This is a genomic window from Mongoliibacter ruber (genome assembly GCF_003003005.1).
Lineage (GTDB): Bacteria > Bacteroidota > Bacteroidia > Cytophagales > Cyclobacteriaceae > Mongoliibacter > Mongoliibacter ruber.
The window spans coordinates 14108-31870 of the sequence record NZ_PVTR01000013.1; the positions used below are offsets into that span (position 1 = coordinate 14108).

The window sequence follows — 17763 nt, forward strand, 5'->3', positions numbered from 1 at the left end:
CTTTATTTGATAATATCGGTTTCATCACCAAGTCATGTAGGCGATATACCTTGCCAGCAAAACTCAAAGACTTGAAAACTCAATTCAAAACAATCGTTGTCTCTGATATTCACCTTGGCACAAAAGGTTCCAAAGCCAAGGAGGTGGCCAGATTTCTCAAACAATATTCTTGTGAAAACCTCATCCTCAATGGAGACATTATCGATGGCTGGCAATTGAAAAAGTCAGGTTCCTGGAAAAGAAAGCATACACGGTTTTTCAACAGGATGCTCAAAATGATAGACCAAGACAACACAAAAGTCTTTTATTTGAGAGGTAATCATGATGATTTTTTAGATCAGATTCTTCCACTTCAAATCGGCAATCTTTCCATTCAGATGGATATGATATACGAAAGTTGCGGGAAGAAATATTTTATCACACATGGTGACATATTTGACAGTATTACTTCAAATCTCCGCTGGATAGCCTATTTGGGTGATATGGGTTATACTTTTCTATTATGGCTCAACAGGCAAGTGAATTACCACCGGAGAAAAAGAGGTCTCCCTTATTTTTCACTGAGCCAATTCATCAAAGGAAAGGTAAAATCAGCTGTATCCTATGTGGATCAATATGAAACTGAACTGGCAAAAATGGCTATGGCCAAAGGCTGCGATGGCATCATATGCGGGCATATCCACAAAGCAGAAGATAGAAATATTGATGGAGTTCATTATTTGAACTCCGGTGACTGGGTGGAATCTATGAGTGCGCTGGCCGAAGACCATAATGGCAACTGGCAGTTGATCTATTATAATGAAATAGATTTCAAATCCAGCTCTTCTGTTGTCAGTATGCCAAAACCGGCATCATCAGATATCAAAATAGTCGCATTCAGCAAGCCTCAGTCAAATCCGGGCCTCTCAGATTTTATGTAATATGAAGTTTTTGTTTGTTATACAGGGTGAAGGAAGGGGGCACATGACTCAGGCCATAGCACTGGCCGACATACTCCTAGAAGGTGGTCATAACCTAACGGCCGTTTGCATAGGGAAAAGCAAGAGAAGGCAGATTCCGGATTTTGTATATCAAAACATCAAATCACCGATTCACACTTTTGAAAGCCCAAATTTCATATCAGACAAAAAAGACAAGTCGATCAACATCGGGAAAACGATAATCCATAACCTCAGAAAATGGCCTATTTATAAGGAAAGCCTAACAGAGATTGACAATCTTGTCACAAAACATAAACCTGATGTAATCCTAAATTTTTATGATATCCTTGCTGGTCTATATCGTGCGATTTACCAACCCAAGTGTCAGTTTTGGACAATAGGGCATCAATACCTAGCTGGACATCCGGCATTTGAATTCCCTAGAAATTCCTTATTCAAAACACTCATTTTTAAACTTAACAATAAATTGACAAGTCTGAATGCTGACCTTAAACTGGCGTTATCCTTTCAACCCCTACCTCAAACTAATGAAAAAACTCTTGTTCTCCCTCCTCTATTACGAAAGGAAATAAGGCATCTTAAAGTAACTCAGCATGATTTCATTTTGGCCTATACTGTCAATCCAGGTTATGGTGAAGAGATTCTTGAATTTTCAAAAGCCAACCCAGGGATCAAGGTTGAAGCTTTTTGGGACAAAAAAGGTGCACCAAATCACTACAGGCCTTTACCCAACCTGGTTTTTCACCAATTGAATGATCGGTTATTTTTGGAAAAAATGGCAGCCTGCCGAGGTTTAATTACTACCGCTGGCTTTGAATCTGTCTGTGAAGCTATTTATCTTGGTAAAAAAGTCATGATGATCCCTGTCAAAGGCCAATTTGAGCAATCCTGCAATGCGCTGGATGCCATAAATGCAGGAGCTGGAATCCAGGCCTTAAGTTTTGACATTCAAAAATTTGATACTTACTTAAAAAAGGAATTAAGCCAACAGGAGATACAGAATAGGTGGGCAGATCAATTTAGTGGCATTTTTAAGAATCTTCTTGAAGAGAAAACTGCGCTCACTCCTGAGGTAAATACAAACCCACATTATGTTGCTCTAAATTGAATAGGAGCAAAAACAATAAACTGTTTTTTTGAACCTTTTAGGTCATTTGATGTTACCTTCGTGGTCGTGAATGGCAGGATAAAAAATTTTTATTTTAAATTTCCATTTTAGCGACGTTTAAATCGATTGCGGAAATATCCATAAAAATTTTTTAGTTTATTTTCGCAATTACCTGCTTCAGGCTTTCACAAATTAATGTAAATTCAAAATTGCTTAAGAGAGTGCAACCCATGAATATTGAGAAATTAAGGCTTCAGGAAGATAAAGACTGGAAAAAGCATTGGAAAAAGTGGGGTCCATATCTCACAGAAAGACAATGGGGAACAGTGCGTGAAGATTACAGTACATCAGGTAATGCTTGGGGTAATGTGACACACCATGAAGCTCGGAGCAAAGCCTATAGATGGGGGGAAGAAGGCATTGCAGGTATTTCAGACCATAACCAAAAATTGTGTATTGCTTGGGCATTTTGGAATGGAAAAGATCCCATGTTAAAAGAGCGCCTTTTTGGATTGACTGGTCCACAAGGCAATCATGGTGAAGATGTCAAGGAGCTCTATTACTACCTTGACTCCACACCTACCCACAGCTATATGAAGATGCTATACAAGTATCCTCAGCAAGAGTTCCCTTATCAAGAGCTGTTAAAAGAGAATGGGAGACGTACAAAAAATGACCCTGAGTTTGAACTCATGGATACGGGTGTATTTGATAAAGACGAATACTTTGACATCTTTTTAGAATATGCCAAAAATGATATAGAAGACATTGTTGCCAAAGCAACTATTCACAATAGAAGTGACAAGGAAGAAACTATTTGGGTAATCCCAACTATTTGGTTCAGAAAAACATGGTTTACAGGCCATGAACCATTCATGCCAAAGCTTTCCCTTTTAGACAAAAACAACGTCAAGGCATACAATCCCAAAAGCGGTAATTACTTTTTTTCTTTCGAAGGAGAACCTGACATCAAGTTTTGCGACAATGAAACAAACCGCGAAAAACTTTATCAGATTCCTAATGAAAAAAATTACTTAAAAGACGGCATCAATGACTATGTAATTCATAAAAATGAAGAAGCTGTAAATCCGGAAAATTCTGGGACCAAAGCTTCTGCAATCTATAAAATCACCATTCCAGCAAAGGGAGAAGCATCGGTAAAATTCCGCATGACACATTATTATGTGGAAACCGCTTTCAATCATTGTGATGAAATCATTTACGACCGTAAAAGAGATGCAGATGAATTCTATGCTGAAGTACAAGCAAGGGTAAAGGATGAAGACATGAAAAATGTCCAAAGACAAGCCTATGCGGGAATGATGTGGGGAAAGCAATTTTATTATTATAATGTAGAGCGCTGGCTGGAAGGTGACCCGGGCAGGTACTCTCCACCCAAAGAGCGGAAAAAAGGCAGAAACAGTGACTGGCGACATCTATACAATTTTGATATTATCTCCATGCCTGACAAGTGGGAATACCCTTGGTATGCAGCTTGGGATTTGGCCTTTCACTGTGTACCACTGTCAAGGATAGATCCTGAGTTTGCCAAGTCCCAGCTTGTGCTACTCCTCAATGAGTGGTATATGCACCCTAATGGACAGATTCCTGCCTATGAATGGAACTTCAGTGATGTCAACCCTCCTGTCCACGCCTATGCTGTGCAGAGGGTCTATCAGATAGATAAGAAAATGAATGGCGGAAAAGGAGATCAGGAGTTTTTGGAGAGGTGTTTCCACAAGCTGATGATCAACTTTACCTGGTGGGTAAATCAAAAAGACAGTGATGGGAAAAATATATTTGAAGGGGGATTCTTAGGCTTAGATAATATCTCTGTGATTGACCGATCGCACGCTCATCATTACAAAGGAAAACTCGAGCAAGCAGATGCCACTTCATGGATGGCAATGTTTTCATTAAATATGATGAGAATTTCACTCGACCTTTGTGAATTTAACAAGACCTATCAATATACTTCCATAAAATTTTTGGAGCATTTCCTTTATATCGCTGGTGCGATGAACAATATTTCAGGGGAAAGCATCAGTCTTTGGGACGACGAAGAAAACTTCTTTTTTGATGTTTTTCACCTTCCTGGCAAGGAACCAAAAGTAATGAAGGTCAAATCAATTGTTGGTATCATACCTCTTTTCGCAGTAGAATCTATCCGTCTGGACATGTTCGATAGTCTGCCAGATTTCAAAAACAGGATGGAGTTTTTCCTCAAAGAAAAACCAAAACTTGCCGCCTTGGTATCCAGCTGGATACAACCTGGTTTTGAAAAAAGAAGACTGTTTTCATTGCTTAGAGGGCACAGGATGAAGAGTATTTTGAACAAAATGCTAGATCCTCAAGAATTTCTCAGTGACTATGGTATCCGGTCCTTGTCCAAGCACCATGAAGAAAAACCCTACTCAGTAAGAATCAATGGAGACCACCTAACGATCAAGTACACTCCTGGGGAATCCGATTCCTTAATGTTTGGTGGAAATTCGAATTGGAGAGGGCCGATTTGGTTTCCTATCAATCACCTCATCATTGAATCATTAAGGAAATTTGACTACTATTATGGTGGTGAATTTTCGATTGAGTATCCTACGGGATCCGGCAATTACCTGACCATGGACCTTATTGCTAGAGAGCTTTCTCTGAGATGCATCAAGATATTTCTGAAGGACGAAAATGGCAATAGACCTGTTTATGGCAAACACAAGAAATTCCAAGAAGACCCTCACTTTAAGGACCACATTCTGTTTTATGAATATTTCCATGGAGATAATGGCTCAGGATTAGGAGCGTCTCATCAAACGGGTTGGACAGGTCTTGTTGCAGAAATGATTCATAAATATTACAAATCTTCAAAAAAGCCTACTGATAATGCTGAGGCCATATTTAGAATCCAATAGAATAGAAGCAGGTTGCGACGAAGTAGGCAGAGGTTGCCTCTGCGGACCTGTAGTGGCTGCTGCTGTAATTCTACCAGAAGACTTCGCTAACGAATTGGTAAACGACTCAAAAAAGCTCAAAAAAAGCGATAGATCTACCTTGGTAGCCGAAATTAAGGACGCTGCACTGGCTTGGGCAGTGGCGGAGGCGAGTGTTGAAGAAATAGACCAAATCAATATCCTCAACGCTTCCTTTTTGGCAATGACGAGATCCGTTGAAGCGTTGAAAATACAACCTGAACACCTACTCATTGATGGCAACAGGTTCAAAACAGCTTTAAATATCCCTTTTGACTGTATCATAAAAGGAGACGGGAAATTTGCCAGCATAGCCGCTGCCTCCATCCTTGCCAAAGTGTATAGAGATGAAATGATGGCGACCTTGGCGGAGCAATTTCCCGGCTATGGTTGGGAGCAAAATGTAGGATACCCAACCAAACGCCATAGAGATGGCATCAGGAAACTCGGCCTTACTCCTATTCACAGAAAATCATTTAAGCACCTTCCTGAACAAATGGTATTGAAGTTTTAGAATCGTAGCAGGATATATCCCTCCGGAATGTACTTTGTCAGAGTAGTCAACATAGACAAGGCAATTTCAGATCCATCCCAAATATCCTGAATTTCAATATTTCTCGCTATCAAAGATTGTCCGCATACATATATCTCTACTCCAGCAGCTTTCAAAGCGTCATAAACAGCCAAATTTGGGTTATCCACTCCATATAGTGCTTTGTATGATTTATGTTCTAGCAAACTGAAGATAGCACCTCCATGAACAGCCACTTTCACGTGGATGTTTTCGTGAGGTATACCGCCTAAGCCATGTAAGTTTATCATTCGTGCAATATTATTGACCATAAAATTAATCTCTGTGGGGTCTTCAGCTGCTGACACCAGGTCAATGATGATTTTTATTTCCGAACTTGGGTCAGGTAATTCAGTGGCTTCGGGAATTTCGTAAATCCCCCCAAAACCTTTGACTATAGGAAAAAAAGCCTCTTGAGCTAGCAGATTATGCGCACTGAATAAAAGCAGCACACAAATTATTTTAAATGTTTTTATCATATTTTTAACGGTTTCATATATTTGGGTTTTCAGATGACGCAAGACTAGTTTGAGGTATAAACAGCTATCTCAATAATTTTCATTATTGGATCCCTATCTCTAGAGATTCCTTCGATTTTGACAAGAATACGCTTGGTTTGATTTGACATTTCAAACTCTATAGGAATTGAAATTCGCTCTTTGTCCCAAATCATATTTGGATTCCAGTAAATTACAGATCTTTGCTTTAAGACTCCTTCATAATTATTCATTACTGGAAAGTCAGGCACTGAAGAAAAACCCCTAAGCTTAAACTTTTGAAATTGAGAAGCATCAAAAAACTGATCCTCTTGAATGCCTCTTCTCCCTTTTTTAGTTTCCACGAGAATAGCTCCTGCAAAACCCTGTAGTCCAAATGTTCCCGCAGAGAAGGTATAAATTTTAATGGACTCTACTTCTGCCGCCACAAATGTGCTTAAGTAAGCAAAAACAGTTTCTTCTTCGGATGGGAAAAATCGGGCCCCATCTACCATCAGCAAAGGTTCTCCTGCATTCAGCCCCCAATTGTACATCCCCATCGATCCGCCAGGCATATTCATAGATACCACCCTATCTAAGGTTAAATCGGGTCGAGACTCCAAAAAATCTGAACTGACTGTCCTGTCTGGACTCCCATACCCATAATTGTTTTCAGCCATACTTTTAGGGGCAATGGTTTCCACTGTCACCTCTTCAAGTTCAAAGTACTTCCCGGACATAAAATCATTAAAAGCATATTCCATCTCTTGATTTTTGATAGGTACTTTTTGATAAGAAAATCTGGGATAATATTGTATGATTTCAGGCCTTTGATAGGAAGTCAATCTAATTTCTCCAAAACTCCGCCTTCTCGCATTCAATGCGGCTATGGAAACCTCTGTACTATCTTGAAAAACCAATCCTGTTGCATAAAAATAGCCACTGCTGTCAGAATTGACTATAGCATAATCTTCTAGTTCGCCTTGAACAATCGTAATGGGTACTGGTACGAGCTGCCTTCGTCTGTGAGAAAAGTAGCCTTCCAAAGAAATGCCGTATTGAACCGGATATTTTGGTTCATCGTAGTTAATTGATTTTTCGGCATCAAGAAGCCAATCCATTGACTTTTCTATGTCGCTTTGAAGACCCAAACTTGGATTGAGGTCTGCATCAAGAACGGATACATTGAAGCTCCCACCAATAATTTCTTGGTCAGGCTCCAGGATATTGATTTCCAATTTCACCTTAGTATTCCAAAGGTTCTTTTCGAAATGAGAGGTGACTTGCACTTCTATATCCTCATCGATTTCAAATCTTTCTTTATCGACTTCGGCAATACCCAATTCTTGGGAGCCCAAAACAGGAATAGGAACAAAAGTAAAACCGTCACTTTCATAATTCCGCATCCAATTGGTATAAGCCCTCAACACATAATTATCTGCTTTCAAATCTGTCGGCAAAACCAAAACCCCTGAAACCTTGCCATTTCGTATTGGAAATACTTCTGAGGCAATGGCCTGAAAATTCCTATCATACAAATCAACATGCAGCACCTTACTCAGCGTATCAGCAAAAATAGGATTTTGATACAACATGTCTCCGCTAAACCAAATGGCTTCCCCTGGATAATAAAAGGACTTATTGAGACTTATATGCGGCTTTTCTCTTAATGAATTCCATTTGGTTTTCTGAATGAGAGTAGAATCAAAATCAGCCATCAAATCTTTCACTTCCCTAGTAGGTTCAAAATCATGTGGTAAAAACCTTGCCATTCTTTCCCTTCCCATAACCCCAGCCATTTCCAGTTGACCTGGATCAGGAAGCACTCCATATTTGTCCACTAAAAAATACTGTTGCGGTGCCTCAAGCCAAGAAATGCTATGATAAACATTTTCATAATAGTCATTCGGCCAGGGCTGTTTCTTATTATGAATTTCAATCTTATATGGTAATACTATCGCTGTCAATCCATTGGGAAAATCACAGATATAAAGTGAATCCCTATGAATTTTCACAATAGATTCATTAAGTTCTTCGGTAAAGTCATTAGACCTTTTTCTCATTAAATTATCTGGCTTCACCTGATAAATCTCATACTCAAGGCTATCAATTTTGTTATGAACCAAACTTTGGATAAAATGCCTCAAGGACCCGTAATGGGTTGCATTCCTCTTTTCTTCAACCTCTTCTGTCACTTCCAATTCACTGAAATTGACCAAGCCATAGTATTGGAATCCCCTTCTAGTCTCCACAAATCGCTGCAAATGGTATTCAATATTATACCCCAAAGCTTGGTTCTCGATCAGTATAGGATCCTGGGCAACAGCTGCAAAATACTTCATCCCACCTTCTCTTCCCTCTTCAAAGTCCAAGACCCAAGGATTTACTATTTTACTCTGTTTCAAAAATGGATCATCCAAAACAGCTAAAAAGACCCTTTCAAATCGCTTTATATTCCTCTCCCATTTCTTATCGCGTCTTGCTTTCAATTGTATTTCATCCAATTGTCCTATTTTGGGTGTCAACTGAAAATAAACAGTTACTTGCTCTCTACCACTTAGTGATATATTTCTGAATTTGGTGTAGTAGCCCATAAAAGAGGCCGCCAGTTCAAAGTTTTGAGGCAACTGACCTGTGATACTAAAATTACCATCAATGTCTGTAGTCGATCCAAAAGTGGTGTTGCTGATAAAAACATTGGCAAAAGGCAAAGGCTCACCTGTACTTTCATCAGTAATTTTACCTGAGATTGTTTGGGCTTGCAAAGCCGATCCAAAAAGTAAAAGAAACATCAATCCAAAAAGCATCTCAATTCTTTTGATGCCATAAGATTTATCAGTTTCCTTCATAGGATATGAATACGCCTTTAAATAAAAGTATGTTACAGAGAGTGATAATAACCTTAAAACTCTAAAAAAGCAAAACCCAGAATATCTCTGGGGTTTATAATTTTTGACTTTATTCCGAAACTTCAATGACATCAAGGATAAATAAAGGTTCTGAAGAATGGATTTGAAAAGAAGGAATCACTCCAAAAACTAAAAACTTATTGTCATACCAAAATTGAAAGCGAGGATCTCTCAAAATTGATGAATCTTTATTTTGAACCACTTTTTCAAGCACCTTTATTTCAGAAGAAGATTGATCCTTTTCTAAAACAAATACCTTTTCGCCTTGAGGGTTATTTCGGTTTTCATTTCCTCTATAGATAAATTGTACATTCCCTCCCATATTGGCCAAATCAAATGCGTCCCCATACAAGCCTTGATTAAAATATAATTTGACAGACTTATCGTAAACCTTATTTCCAGCTGCATCAATTGTCAAAAAATGTATGAATTTCCTGTCTACCTTTGGAGAAAATGAAGCTAAAGTAATATAACCATCATCGGAAACCGCCCCCGCAAGAGTCAGTTCTTTATTGTAGTTTTTTCTCTTTTTCTTTTTTCCTCTTTTTTTATAATCATAAAAGCCTTCAAAATCGCTATAAGCATAAGTGGTGAAAGTTTGCTCTAAAAATTCATTGATTTCTATATGAAAATATCCTGAAAACCATTCCCCTGGCTTGAAACTATAAGTACCAACTATTTTGTATTCATCATATGGCCCATATAGTAACCGAGCATTTTGAATAAAACATTCACTTACTTTTGGCAGGTATACAGGAAGTCGAATAGTCCTGTTGGCATCTTTATCGAAAGACAGGATTTGTAAGTATTGAGAGCGGTTTTTGTTTGAGGAATGTACCAATACATCTAATTGTTCTTCATGCACTTGCATATCCCATATTTGGGTACCTACACCAAAAAAATCAGTAATGGAATAGAGTGTATTGGTTTTATAATTAAAAATTTCCAAAAAATCCCCTCCTTCTATGGCGCCTTTCATAACAATTCCATCTTTGATAGGAATCATTTCTAAAGGAAAAACCAAGTTGGAATTTATTGCATATCTAGAAACAGCTCCTGTTAAGAAATCAACCTTGAGTAATAATTTCCTGAATCCCCACTCACTTCCCCAAGAAGCAAGAAAATAAGCATTCCTCTCATCTGTCTCATAGGTAAAATTCAAAATCCCTGGCTGCAAATCTTCTTCATGAAAAGCGGATATTTCTAAATTTTCATCTCTTATGTACAAAACAACGTTCCCTTTGGCCCTGTCGAGTTTGAAAACCATCACTCTTTTTTCAATAGACAGGATTCCATATTGTGTAATCCCTGAATGATTGTTAACCATTGTGACTTGTGCTGAGGTCTGATGCATATAGGGAAACACACAGACACAAAGAAGTAGTAGGTACTTAATCATAAGAAACTTTACGAAATCAAAGCAGTTTAGTTGAAAATAATCAGTTTAGGCTAAAAAAGCAAAAAGCCCCGATATTTCGGAGCTTTTGTGCGCACGAGAAGATTCGAACTTCCACACCCGTAGGGCACCACCCCCTCAAGATGGCGTGTCTACCAATTTCACCACGTGCGCGGTTGAAGGTCTGCAAAAGTAGAAAGGAAAGCCTTTCACTGCAACTCTTATTATTTATTTTTAGTCACCTAAATGACTCAAGGCTCATTTTCAGCTGATTATTTTGAATATATTTTACCCTCAGCTGCCAAAAGGGTATTGTAGAGCAAAGATGCAATGGTCATTGGACCTACTCCACCTGGCACTGGAGTTATTGCAGAGGCTTTGGCAGCTACCTCATCAAACTTCACATCCCCTATCAGTCTAAATCCTGATTTTTTGCTTTCGTCTGCAATCCTATGAATTCCCACATCAATCACAGTTGCTCCTTCTTTAACCATTTCTGCGGTGACAAACTCAGGTTTACCGATCGCTACAATCAGAATGTCAGCAGTTTTAGTGATTTCAGGGAGGTTTTTGGTTCTACTATGGGTCAAGGTAACAGTACAATTACCTGGGTATTCATTTCTTGCCATTAAAATACTCATCGGAGAACCTACAATATGGCTTCTACCTATTACCACACAATGCTTTCCAGAAGTTTCAATATCGTACCTTTTCAAAAGCTCTACGATTCCGTAGGGAGTAGCCGCTACATAAGAGGGCCAACCCAAAGTCATCCTACCAACATTGGAAGGTGTGAATCCATCAACATCCTTTTCAGGTTTGATTTTATTTGTCACCTTTTCCACAGAAATATGCTTTGGCAAAGGCAGTTGAACAATCAACCCGTCTATTTCAGGGTTTTCGTTGATATCCGCTACTGCTTTTAAGAGCTCTTCTTCGGTAACAGTTTCTTCCAGCCTTACCAATGTAGACTCAAAACCAACCTGTTGGCAAGATTTCACTTTTGCACCTACATAGGTTTGGCTAGCTCCATCATTGCCAACCAAAATAGCAGCCAAATGAGGGATCTTACCTCCTTCTTTTTTGATTTCCGCCACGCGCTGAGCTATTTCAGATTTGATTTGTTCAGAGGTGGTTTTTCCGTTAATTAAAAGCATTGGATTTACGAGTTACGAGTTACGATTTACGAGGCTTATTTGAGATGTAAGCTTCTTATGTTGTTTCAACTTGGATTAGAATAATATGATTTACGAACAACGATTTACGAGGCTTGTACGGGACATGAACTTTACTTATTGATTCAACTTGGATAGGGATATTGATGATAGTTATTGAAATCTTGAAGTTTTAATACTTGCAACTATTATTGCAACAAGTTCATCCGCCTCCTTAATCAACCGTTTGATTTCGGGAGTTAATTCCTGATTGGTATTTATTTCATCAATAACCTCTAGAAAGAATTGACTTTCATCTCCTTCTTCCTCCACAATCTTTAATTTATTGATAAAATCAGCTGTTGACTTTGCCCTTCCCGCTGCGCGATAATTTGCGGCAACTGAACTAGAACATCGTATCAATTGATTTACGTAAGCGTTAAACTCTCTTGAATGCGGTAATTTTTCACACAAACGCCAAACATCAATTGCAAACTGTTTTGTCCTTTGCTGCATTTCAAGTTTCATATCCAAGAAATAACTTATCTAAAACTTCAAAACTTTTCTACTCATTTGAAATGAAAATTATAATTACACCCCGTAAGTCGTAAATCGTAAGTCCGAAATAACTTTGAATAATGAAGTAAAATCATCAATCCAACTTCAACACAGCCATAAATGCTTCCTGTGGCACCTCCACGTTTCCTACTTGCCTCATTCTCTTCTTTCCTTTCTTCTGCTTTTCGAGTAGTTTTCGCTTACGGGAAATATCACCCCCATAACACTTGGCCAATACGTTTTTACGCAATGCCTTGACCGTTTCTCTGGCAATAATTTTTGTCCCGATGGCAGCTTGGATGGCTATTTCGAACATCTGTCGGGGCACCAATTCCTTCAATTTCTCACAAAGTCTTTTACCCCATTCGTAAGCTTTGTCTCTATGGACTATCGCCGAAAGTGCATCTACTATTTCTCCGTTGAGCATCACATCAAGTCTGACCATATGTGATTGCTTGAATCCTATCATTTCGTAATCCAAAGAGGCATATCCTCTCGAAATGGTCTTCAGCTTGTCAAAGAAGTCAAAAACAATCTCTGCCAAAGGCATATCAAAAGATAATTCAACCCGCTCTGAGGTAAGGTAAACCTGGTTTTTGATCTGTCCTCTTTTTTCCATACACAACTGAATAACTGCTCCTACATAGTCTGAGGCAGTAATGATGGTTGCTTTGACAAAAGGTTCTTCTATATGTTTGAATCTTGTTGGATCAGGCATGTCAGATGGTGCATTGATGAGGTTGATTTCATCATTGGTCATCAAAGCCCTAAACTGTACTGAGGGAACTGTGGTGATCACTGTCATGTCAAATTCACGTTCCAATCTTTCTTGGATGATCTCCATGTGAAGCATACCAAGAAATCCACAACGGAACCCAAAGCCTAATGCGGCGGAAGTTTCCGGTTCCCACACCAAAGAAGCATCATTGAGCTGAAGCTTTTCCATGGAAGCACGCAATTCTTCAAAATCAGTCGTTTCTACAGGATAGATACCCGCAAAAACCATAGGTTTTACATTCTCAAATCCCTTGATAGTGGTTGCACAAGGATTTTTCACATGGGTAATCGTATCACCTACTTTGACTTCCTTGGCGACTTTGATACCAGAAATCAGGTAACCAACATTTCCAGCTGACATGGTTTTTTGAGGGATTTGGTTGAAACCCAAAATACCGATTTCATCAGCCTCATATTCTTTACCTGTGTTGACAAATTTGATTTTATCACCCTTGTTGATAGTGCCATTAAAAATCCTAAAAAGTACCTCTACACCTCTAAATGGATTGTATAAAGAATCAAAAATCATAGCCTGCAAGGGCTCGTCCACATTTCCTTTCGGAGGTGGCACTTTTTCTATTACAGCGGCCAAGATATCTTCTATTCCTATTCCTTCTTTTCCGGAAGCCAAGACAATATCTTCCCTATCACAACCGATCAGGTCAATCACTTCATCTGCTACTACTTCAGGATCTGCACCAGGCAAGTCAATTTTATTCAACACCGGGATGATTTCCAAATCATGTCCAATAGCCAAATATAAATTTGAAATAGTTTGGGCTTCAATACCTTGGGAAGCATCTACAATCAACAAAGCCCCTTCACAAGCTGCAATAGACCTTGACACCTCATAGGAAAAATCCACGTGTCCTGGAGTATCAATGAGGTTTAAGGTATATTCCTCACCTTTATAATTGTACTTCATTTGGATAGCGTGAGACTTGATGGTGATACCTCTCTCACGTTCCAGGTCCATATTATCAAGTAATTGGTCCTGCATATCTCTATCAGTCACCGTATTGGTAAACTGTAGTAGACGGTCTGCCAGTGTACTCTTGCCGTGATCAATGTGGGCAATGATACAGAAATTTCTAATTTTTTGCATATTCATTCTGGGCGCAAAAATAGATAAAATTATGGGTTTTATTGGTATACAAATCAAAGGTTAACCTTTTTTGTTTTGTCAGATTGATCTTTTTATAACCTTTTGATTGGGTAAATGTGGTTTATCTTTTTTTAACAGATGATTTTGCATTTATCTTGACAAAATACCTGCAAACTTATTTTCTTTGTGGTCACAACCTGCCTTTACTTTATGAAGCCTGTAGCTGAAAAGAAAAAATCCCAAAATATCCCTGAATACATCATTTATATGTACCAAATGGAAGATTTGATCCGGGCCTATGAGTTCAACCTGGATGAAATCAAACAATTTGTTGTTTCTCATTATCCCATTTCTGATGAAGAGAAAGAAGAAACGCTAAATTGGTTCTCAGAATTGGCAGAACAAATGAAGAAAGAGGGGATTGCAGAAAAAGGACACCTCAGTAAAACCCAAATACATGTTGCAGAATTGGCTACAATCCATTGGTCACTGATCAAAACTGACAAAACATACTTTGAGCATTACAAAAACGCTAAACCGCACATTGTCCATTTGGTAATTGAGGCCGGAGAAGAAGCTCCTTCCAATGAAATCCAAGTTTGTCTAAATGCTGTTTACGGATTGCTTTTGGCCAAATTAAAAGGCAGAGAAATCCCCAAAGACATGAATGAAGCCACAGATGCCTTTGGGAATGTGCTGAGCTATCTCAACTGGATTTACTTTTACAATCAGGAGAAAAGCGTAAGGGAAAATTGATTACTCCAAATACTCATAAACACTTTTGTAACAATTATTTTCATCCACATAATCCAAAAACGCATTGTAAAAAGGATGAGTGCTTAGGGTGGCGCTGTCTCCAATGAGAATCATTTTTCTTTTGGCCCGGGTAAGGGCTACATTCATCCTTCTGGTATCACTTAGAAACCCTATTTCTCCTTTGGCGTTTGACCGAACCAAACTGATCATCATGATATCCCTTTCTCTCCCCTGAAAACCATCAATAGAGTCAATGGTCAGGAACTCTGAATAAGAGCGAAGGTTGGGGAATTCATACGTGTCAAAAAGCAATTCATTGAATCGTCTCACTTGTGCCCTGTATGGTGCGATCAGACCTATACTTCTTTCCTGTTCCTTAAGTGTACTCACTCCAAATCTTTTGAGCATTTTTTCTAAATAACTTAAGGCAAACCTTGCTTCCTCCAGGTTAAAAGTACTCAATGATTCTTCCTCTACCTGTTCTGTGTAACCCGATCCGGAAGTATCAATAAATTCCAAAACGGGTTCGTCTTCTTGGAGGTAATGCAATTTGGTATTTGAGGCAGCCAATAGTTCTCCTTTGTAAAAATAAGTGTTGGAAAAACCCATGATCAGCTTGTGCATTCTGTATTGCTCCTGAAGCATTTTTGAACTAGATGGCTGTCTGAGAATTGCTTTTTCAAATAATGTCACACTCAAACCCAGTTTGGCAGCCTCAAAGGACTTGATCGTAGGTGGAAGTTGGAAATGGTCTCCCGCCAAAACCACCTTACTGGCTTTTTGGATAGGTATCCAAGTGGCCGCCTCTAGTCCCTGTCCCGCTTCATCTATAAAAACAACAGGGAAATTCATGCCTTTGAGGTAATTGGACGCAGCCCCAACCAAAGTGCATGCAATGACCTGAACAGATTTGAATATGTCATACACAATATAATCTTCAAGATTTTTAGCTTCATCCCTACACCTGTCCGCTTCCTCAAAATTCCTCCTGCGTTGCATCCTTTCCTCATGGCCAAAATTGCGTTTATGCTTTTTACCCATTTTGACAAATTCTTCTATGGATTTTTTAAGGCGCTTTAAATCCTTGTAACTATCGTGATTGGCAATTCTGGCATCCAAAGTCTGGGAAAGAATCTGTTCATCAACCCGAGCGGGGTGCCCCATTCTCAAGGTAGCCACACTCCTTTCCGATAATTTCTCTACCAATAGATCCACTGCAGCGTTGCTCGGTGCACAAACCAGCACTTGAGGATTCCATTCGAGTGTTTTTTCAATAGCCCCTACCAAAGTAGTGGTTTTCCCTGTTCCAGGAGGGCCATGGATAATGGCAACATCATTTGCGTTTATGACCATCTCCACCGCTTCATTCTGCTTATCATTCAGGTGCTCCAGTGGATTGAATTCCCGCTGCTTGATTTCGGCTTCTTTTTCCCCCAGCAAAACACGCTTCAGCTCCCCCAACCTACTGTTATCGGCTTTGGCTACAGCATGTAAAGCATTTTCCATCTCTCTGTAACTTGCTTCATCAAACAAGAGGTCTACTCCCATTCTCCCCTTATGAAACCACTCCGGCAACTCCTCCACTTGAAAGGTTACCGTCATGACATCCTTTTTGACCTGATTGATGACCCCATTGATCCTGTTTTTAGGAGAATTAAAGGATTCATGATTAGAAAAAATAGAGACCGATTTGCCTGACTGAAATAGATGGGCTTGATTAGGTTCTGATCTTTCCAGGTCAACAATGAGACGTTCACCATAACCAAACCTTGTTTTTTTGAGTGAAACGGGATACCAACAAATTCCCTCATCTTTTCTATCTGAAAGTGAGCTGTATAAAAATTTTTTCTTGTATTGTTCCAGGTCTTCTTGCCATTCCTGCTTTAAAAGTTTTAAAGAAATTTTTAATTCTTCCTGAATTTCTGACATCAATTGCTAATTTTAACACAAATCTAACAGTTAAACACCACCCTTTAAATACTGTTATACATATACTGTGAATTATTTAGCGCATGCATATCTGTCATTTGAGGAACCTAAGGTGCTTGTAGGCAACTTTATAGGTGATTTTGTGAGAGGAGCAATAGAAAAATCCTATGAAAAAGAAATAGTCATAGGTGTAAAACTTCATTGGGAGATTGATCATTTTACTGACAATCACCCTGTGGTGAAAGAAGCTCAAGAAATCTTGAGACCGGAATATGGCAGGTATTCTACTGTAATCACAGACATGTATTTTGACTATTTTTTGGCCAAATACTGGAAAAATTATCATCGCGATCCATTGCAGGACTATGTTCAAAATGTATATGAAACAATAGAAAGTTTCCGTGATGTCTTACCTGTAAAATTCCTAAAGACCTTTGCCTACATGAAATACTACAATTGGCTTGGTGGGTATGGTGAGCTGGACGGAATCCGTAGAGCAATGACAGGTATGGCCAAGAAAACGCGGTTTCAGTCTAAATTGGAAACAGCTCATATCTTTTTGGATGAACACCATGAGTACTTAAGGATTCATTTCGGGGATTTTTTCGAGGATCTTGTTCAGCATTCCAAAGTCAAACTTCAAGAACTGAAATCAGAATGATTGAATGTAAACCAAAAACAAGTACTTATTTAGCACTTGGCTTAATAGTTATTATTTTGATCAGCGGATTGATTTACATACTCAATCATTTCGCCACTGTACGGACTTTAGGTTTGTTTTTCTACCTTTTTGCTGCTGTATTACTGACCTTGGTAATACTCTTGCTTTTGGTAAAAATGATGGCTTCATACAAGTTTATTTCTGCTGGAAAATCACAAATTATCACTAGACTGCCTTTGAGAGGGAAAACAAAAACCTATGCTTTGGATCAAGTATTGGTATGGGAAGAAGAAAAAGTAACAACCAATAAAAGGGAGTTCAGCCAACTTACCATTGTTTTTGATGATAAAACCTCTTTTACCCTAAGTAATCATGAACACGTAAATTATGAGAAGTTCTTGGCTTACCTGCAAAAGAGGCTAATCAAAAAAAAGGTGGATAAAATGAAAAAAAACTAAA

Annotated in this window: 14 protein-coding genes and 1 tRNA gene; 7 read left to right on the forward strand and 8 right to left on the reverse strand. The window is 38.8% G+C overall.

What is annotated here, in order from left to right:
- Positions 1 to 71 precede the first annotated feature (71 nt).
- The 4 genes from CLW00_RS17960 to CLW00_RS17975 all read left to right on the forward strand — a co-directional run bounded on the left by CLW00_RS17960 (position 72) and on the right by CLW00_RS17975 (position 5526).
- Complete coding sequence (locus CLW00_RS17960) at positions 72 to 920, forward strand: UDP-2,3-diacylglucosamine diphosphatase (protein ID WP_106135162.1); 849 nt, start codon at positions 72 to 74, stop codon at positions 918 to 920.
- A gap of 1 nt (position 921) precedes the next feature.
- The gene (locus CLW00_RS17965) at positions 922 to 2049 is read left to right on the forward strand and encodes a glycosyltransferase family protein (protein WP_106135094.1); all 1128 of its coding nucleotides are present in this window, start codon (positions 922 to 924) and stop codon (positions 2047 to 2049) included.
- Between the two features lie 230 nt (positions 2050 to 2279).
- Positions 2280 to 4955, forward strand: a complete 2676-nt coding sequence (locus CLW00_RS17970) for an MGH1-like glycoside hydrolase domain-containing protein (RefSeq protein ID WP_106135095.1) — start codon at positions 2280 to 2282, stop codon at positions 4953 to 4955.
- Positions 4927 to 5526, forward strand: coding sequence for a ribonuclease HII (locus CLW00_RS17975; RefSeq protein ID WP_106135096.1), 600 nt, complete (start codon positions 4927 to 4929; stop codon positions 5524 to 5526). Before CLW00_RS17970 ends, CLW00_RS17975 begins: the two co-directional genes overlap by 29 nt.
- On the opposite strand, the gene CLW00_RS17980 is transcribed toward CLW00_RS17975, so the two are convergent.
- The 7 genes from CLW00_RS17980 to lepA form a co-directional block, all read right to left on the reverse strand.
- On the reverse strand, positions 5523 to 6062 hold the full coding sequence (locus CLW00_RS17980; protein ID WP_106135163.1) for a DsrE family protein: 540 nt from the start codon (positions 6060 to 6062) through the stop codon (positions 5523 to 5525). The genes CLW00_RS17975 and CLW00_RS17980 overlap by 4 nt on opposite strands.
- 44 nt (positions 6063 to 6106) lie before the next feature.
- Positions 6107 to 8908: a carboxypeptidase-like regulatory domain-containing protein gene (locus CLW00_RS17985; RefSeq protein WP_106135097.1), complete on the reverse strand. Its 2802-nt coding sequence runs from the start codon at positions 8906 to 8908 to the stop codon at positions 6107 to 6109.
- 109 nt (positions 8909 to 9017) lie between these two features.
- Complete coding sequence (locus CLW00_RS17990) at positions 9018 to 10367, reverse strand: hypothetical protein (RefSeq protein ID WP_146131454.1); 1350 nt, start codon at positions 10365 to 10367, stop codon at positions 9018 to 9020.
- An 88-nt stretch (positions 10368 to 10455) separates the two neighbouring features.
- Positions 10456 to 10538 (reverse strand) — tRNA-Leu (locus CLW00_RS17995).
- Positions 10539 to 10636: 98 nt separating this feature from the next.
- On the reverse strand, positions 10637 to 11521 hold the full coding sequence (locus tag CLW00_RS18000) for a bifunctional 5,10-methylenetetrahydrofolate dehydrogenase/5,10-methenyltetrahydrofolate cyclohydrolase (protein WP_106135099.1): 885 nt from the start codon (positions 11519 to 11521) through the stop codon (positions 10637 to 10639).
- Positions 11522 to 11692: 171 nt separating this feature from the next.
- On the reverse strand, positions 11693 to 12046 hold the full coding sequence (locus CLW00_RS18005; protein WP_106135100.1) for a four helix bundle protein: 354 nt from the start codon (positions 12044 to 12046) through the stop codon (positions 11693 to 11695).
- A gap of 124 nt (positions 12047 to 12170) precedes the next feature.
- The gene (lepA, locus tag CLW00_RS18010) at positions 12171 to 13964 is read right to left on the reverse strand and encodes a translation elongation factor 4 (protein WP_106135101.1); all 1794 of its coding nucleotides are present in this window, start codon (positions 13962 to 13964) and stop codon (positions 12171 to 12173) included.
- Between the two features lie 204 nt (positions 13965 to 14168).
- Between lepA and CLW00_RS18015 the strand changes: the two genes are divergently transcribed.
- A complete protein-coding gene (locus CLW00_RS18015; protein ID WP_106135102.1) occupies positions 14169 to 14714 on the forward strand; it encodes a DUF4924 family protein in 546 nt (181 codons plus the stop codon).
- Here CLW00_RS18015 and CLW00_RS18020 read toward each other — a convergent pair whose 3' ends face one another.
- Positions 14715 to 16643, reverse strand: coding sequence for an AAA domain-containing protein (locus CLW00_RS18020; RefSeq protein ID WP_106135103.1), 1929 nt, complete (start codon positions 16641 to 16643; stop codon positions 14715 to 14717). It abuts the gene before it with no gap.
- Positions 16644 to 16710: 67 nt separating this feature from the next.
- Here CLW00_RS18020 and CLW00_RS18025 point away from each other — a divergent pair, with 67 nt between their 5' ends.
- Together CLW00_RS18025 and CLW00_RS18030 are read left to right on the forward strand one after the other, a co-directional pair.
- A complete protein-coding gene (locus tag CLW00_RS18025; RefSeq protein WP_106135104.1) occupies positions 16711 to 17304 on the forward strand; it encodes an acyl carrier protein phosphodiesterase in 594 nt (197 codons plus the stop codon).
- Positions 17301 to 17762, forward strand: coding sequence for a hypothetical protein (locus tag CLW00_RS18030; RefSeq protein ID WP_106135105.1), 462 nt, complete (start codon positions 17301 to 17303; stop codon positions 17760 to 17762). Before CLW00_RS18025 ends, CLW00_RS18030 begins: the two co-directional genes overlap by 4 nt.
- Position 17763 lies beyond the last annotated feature (1 nt).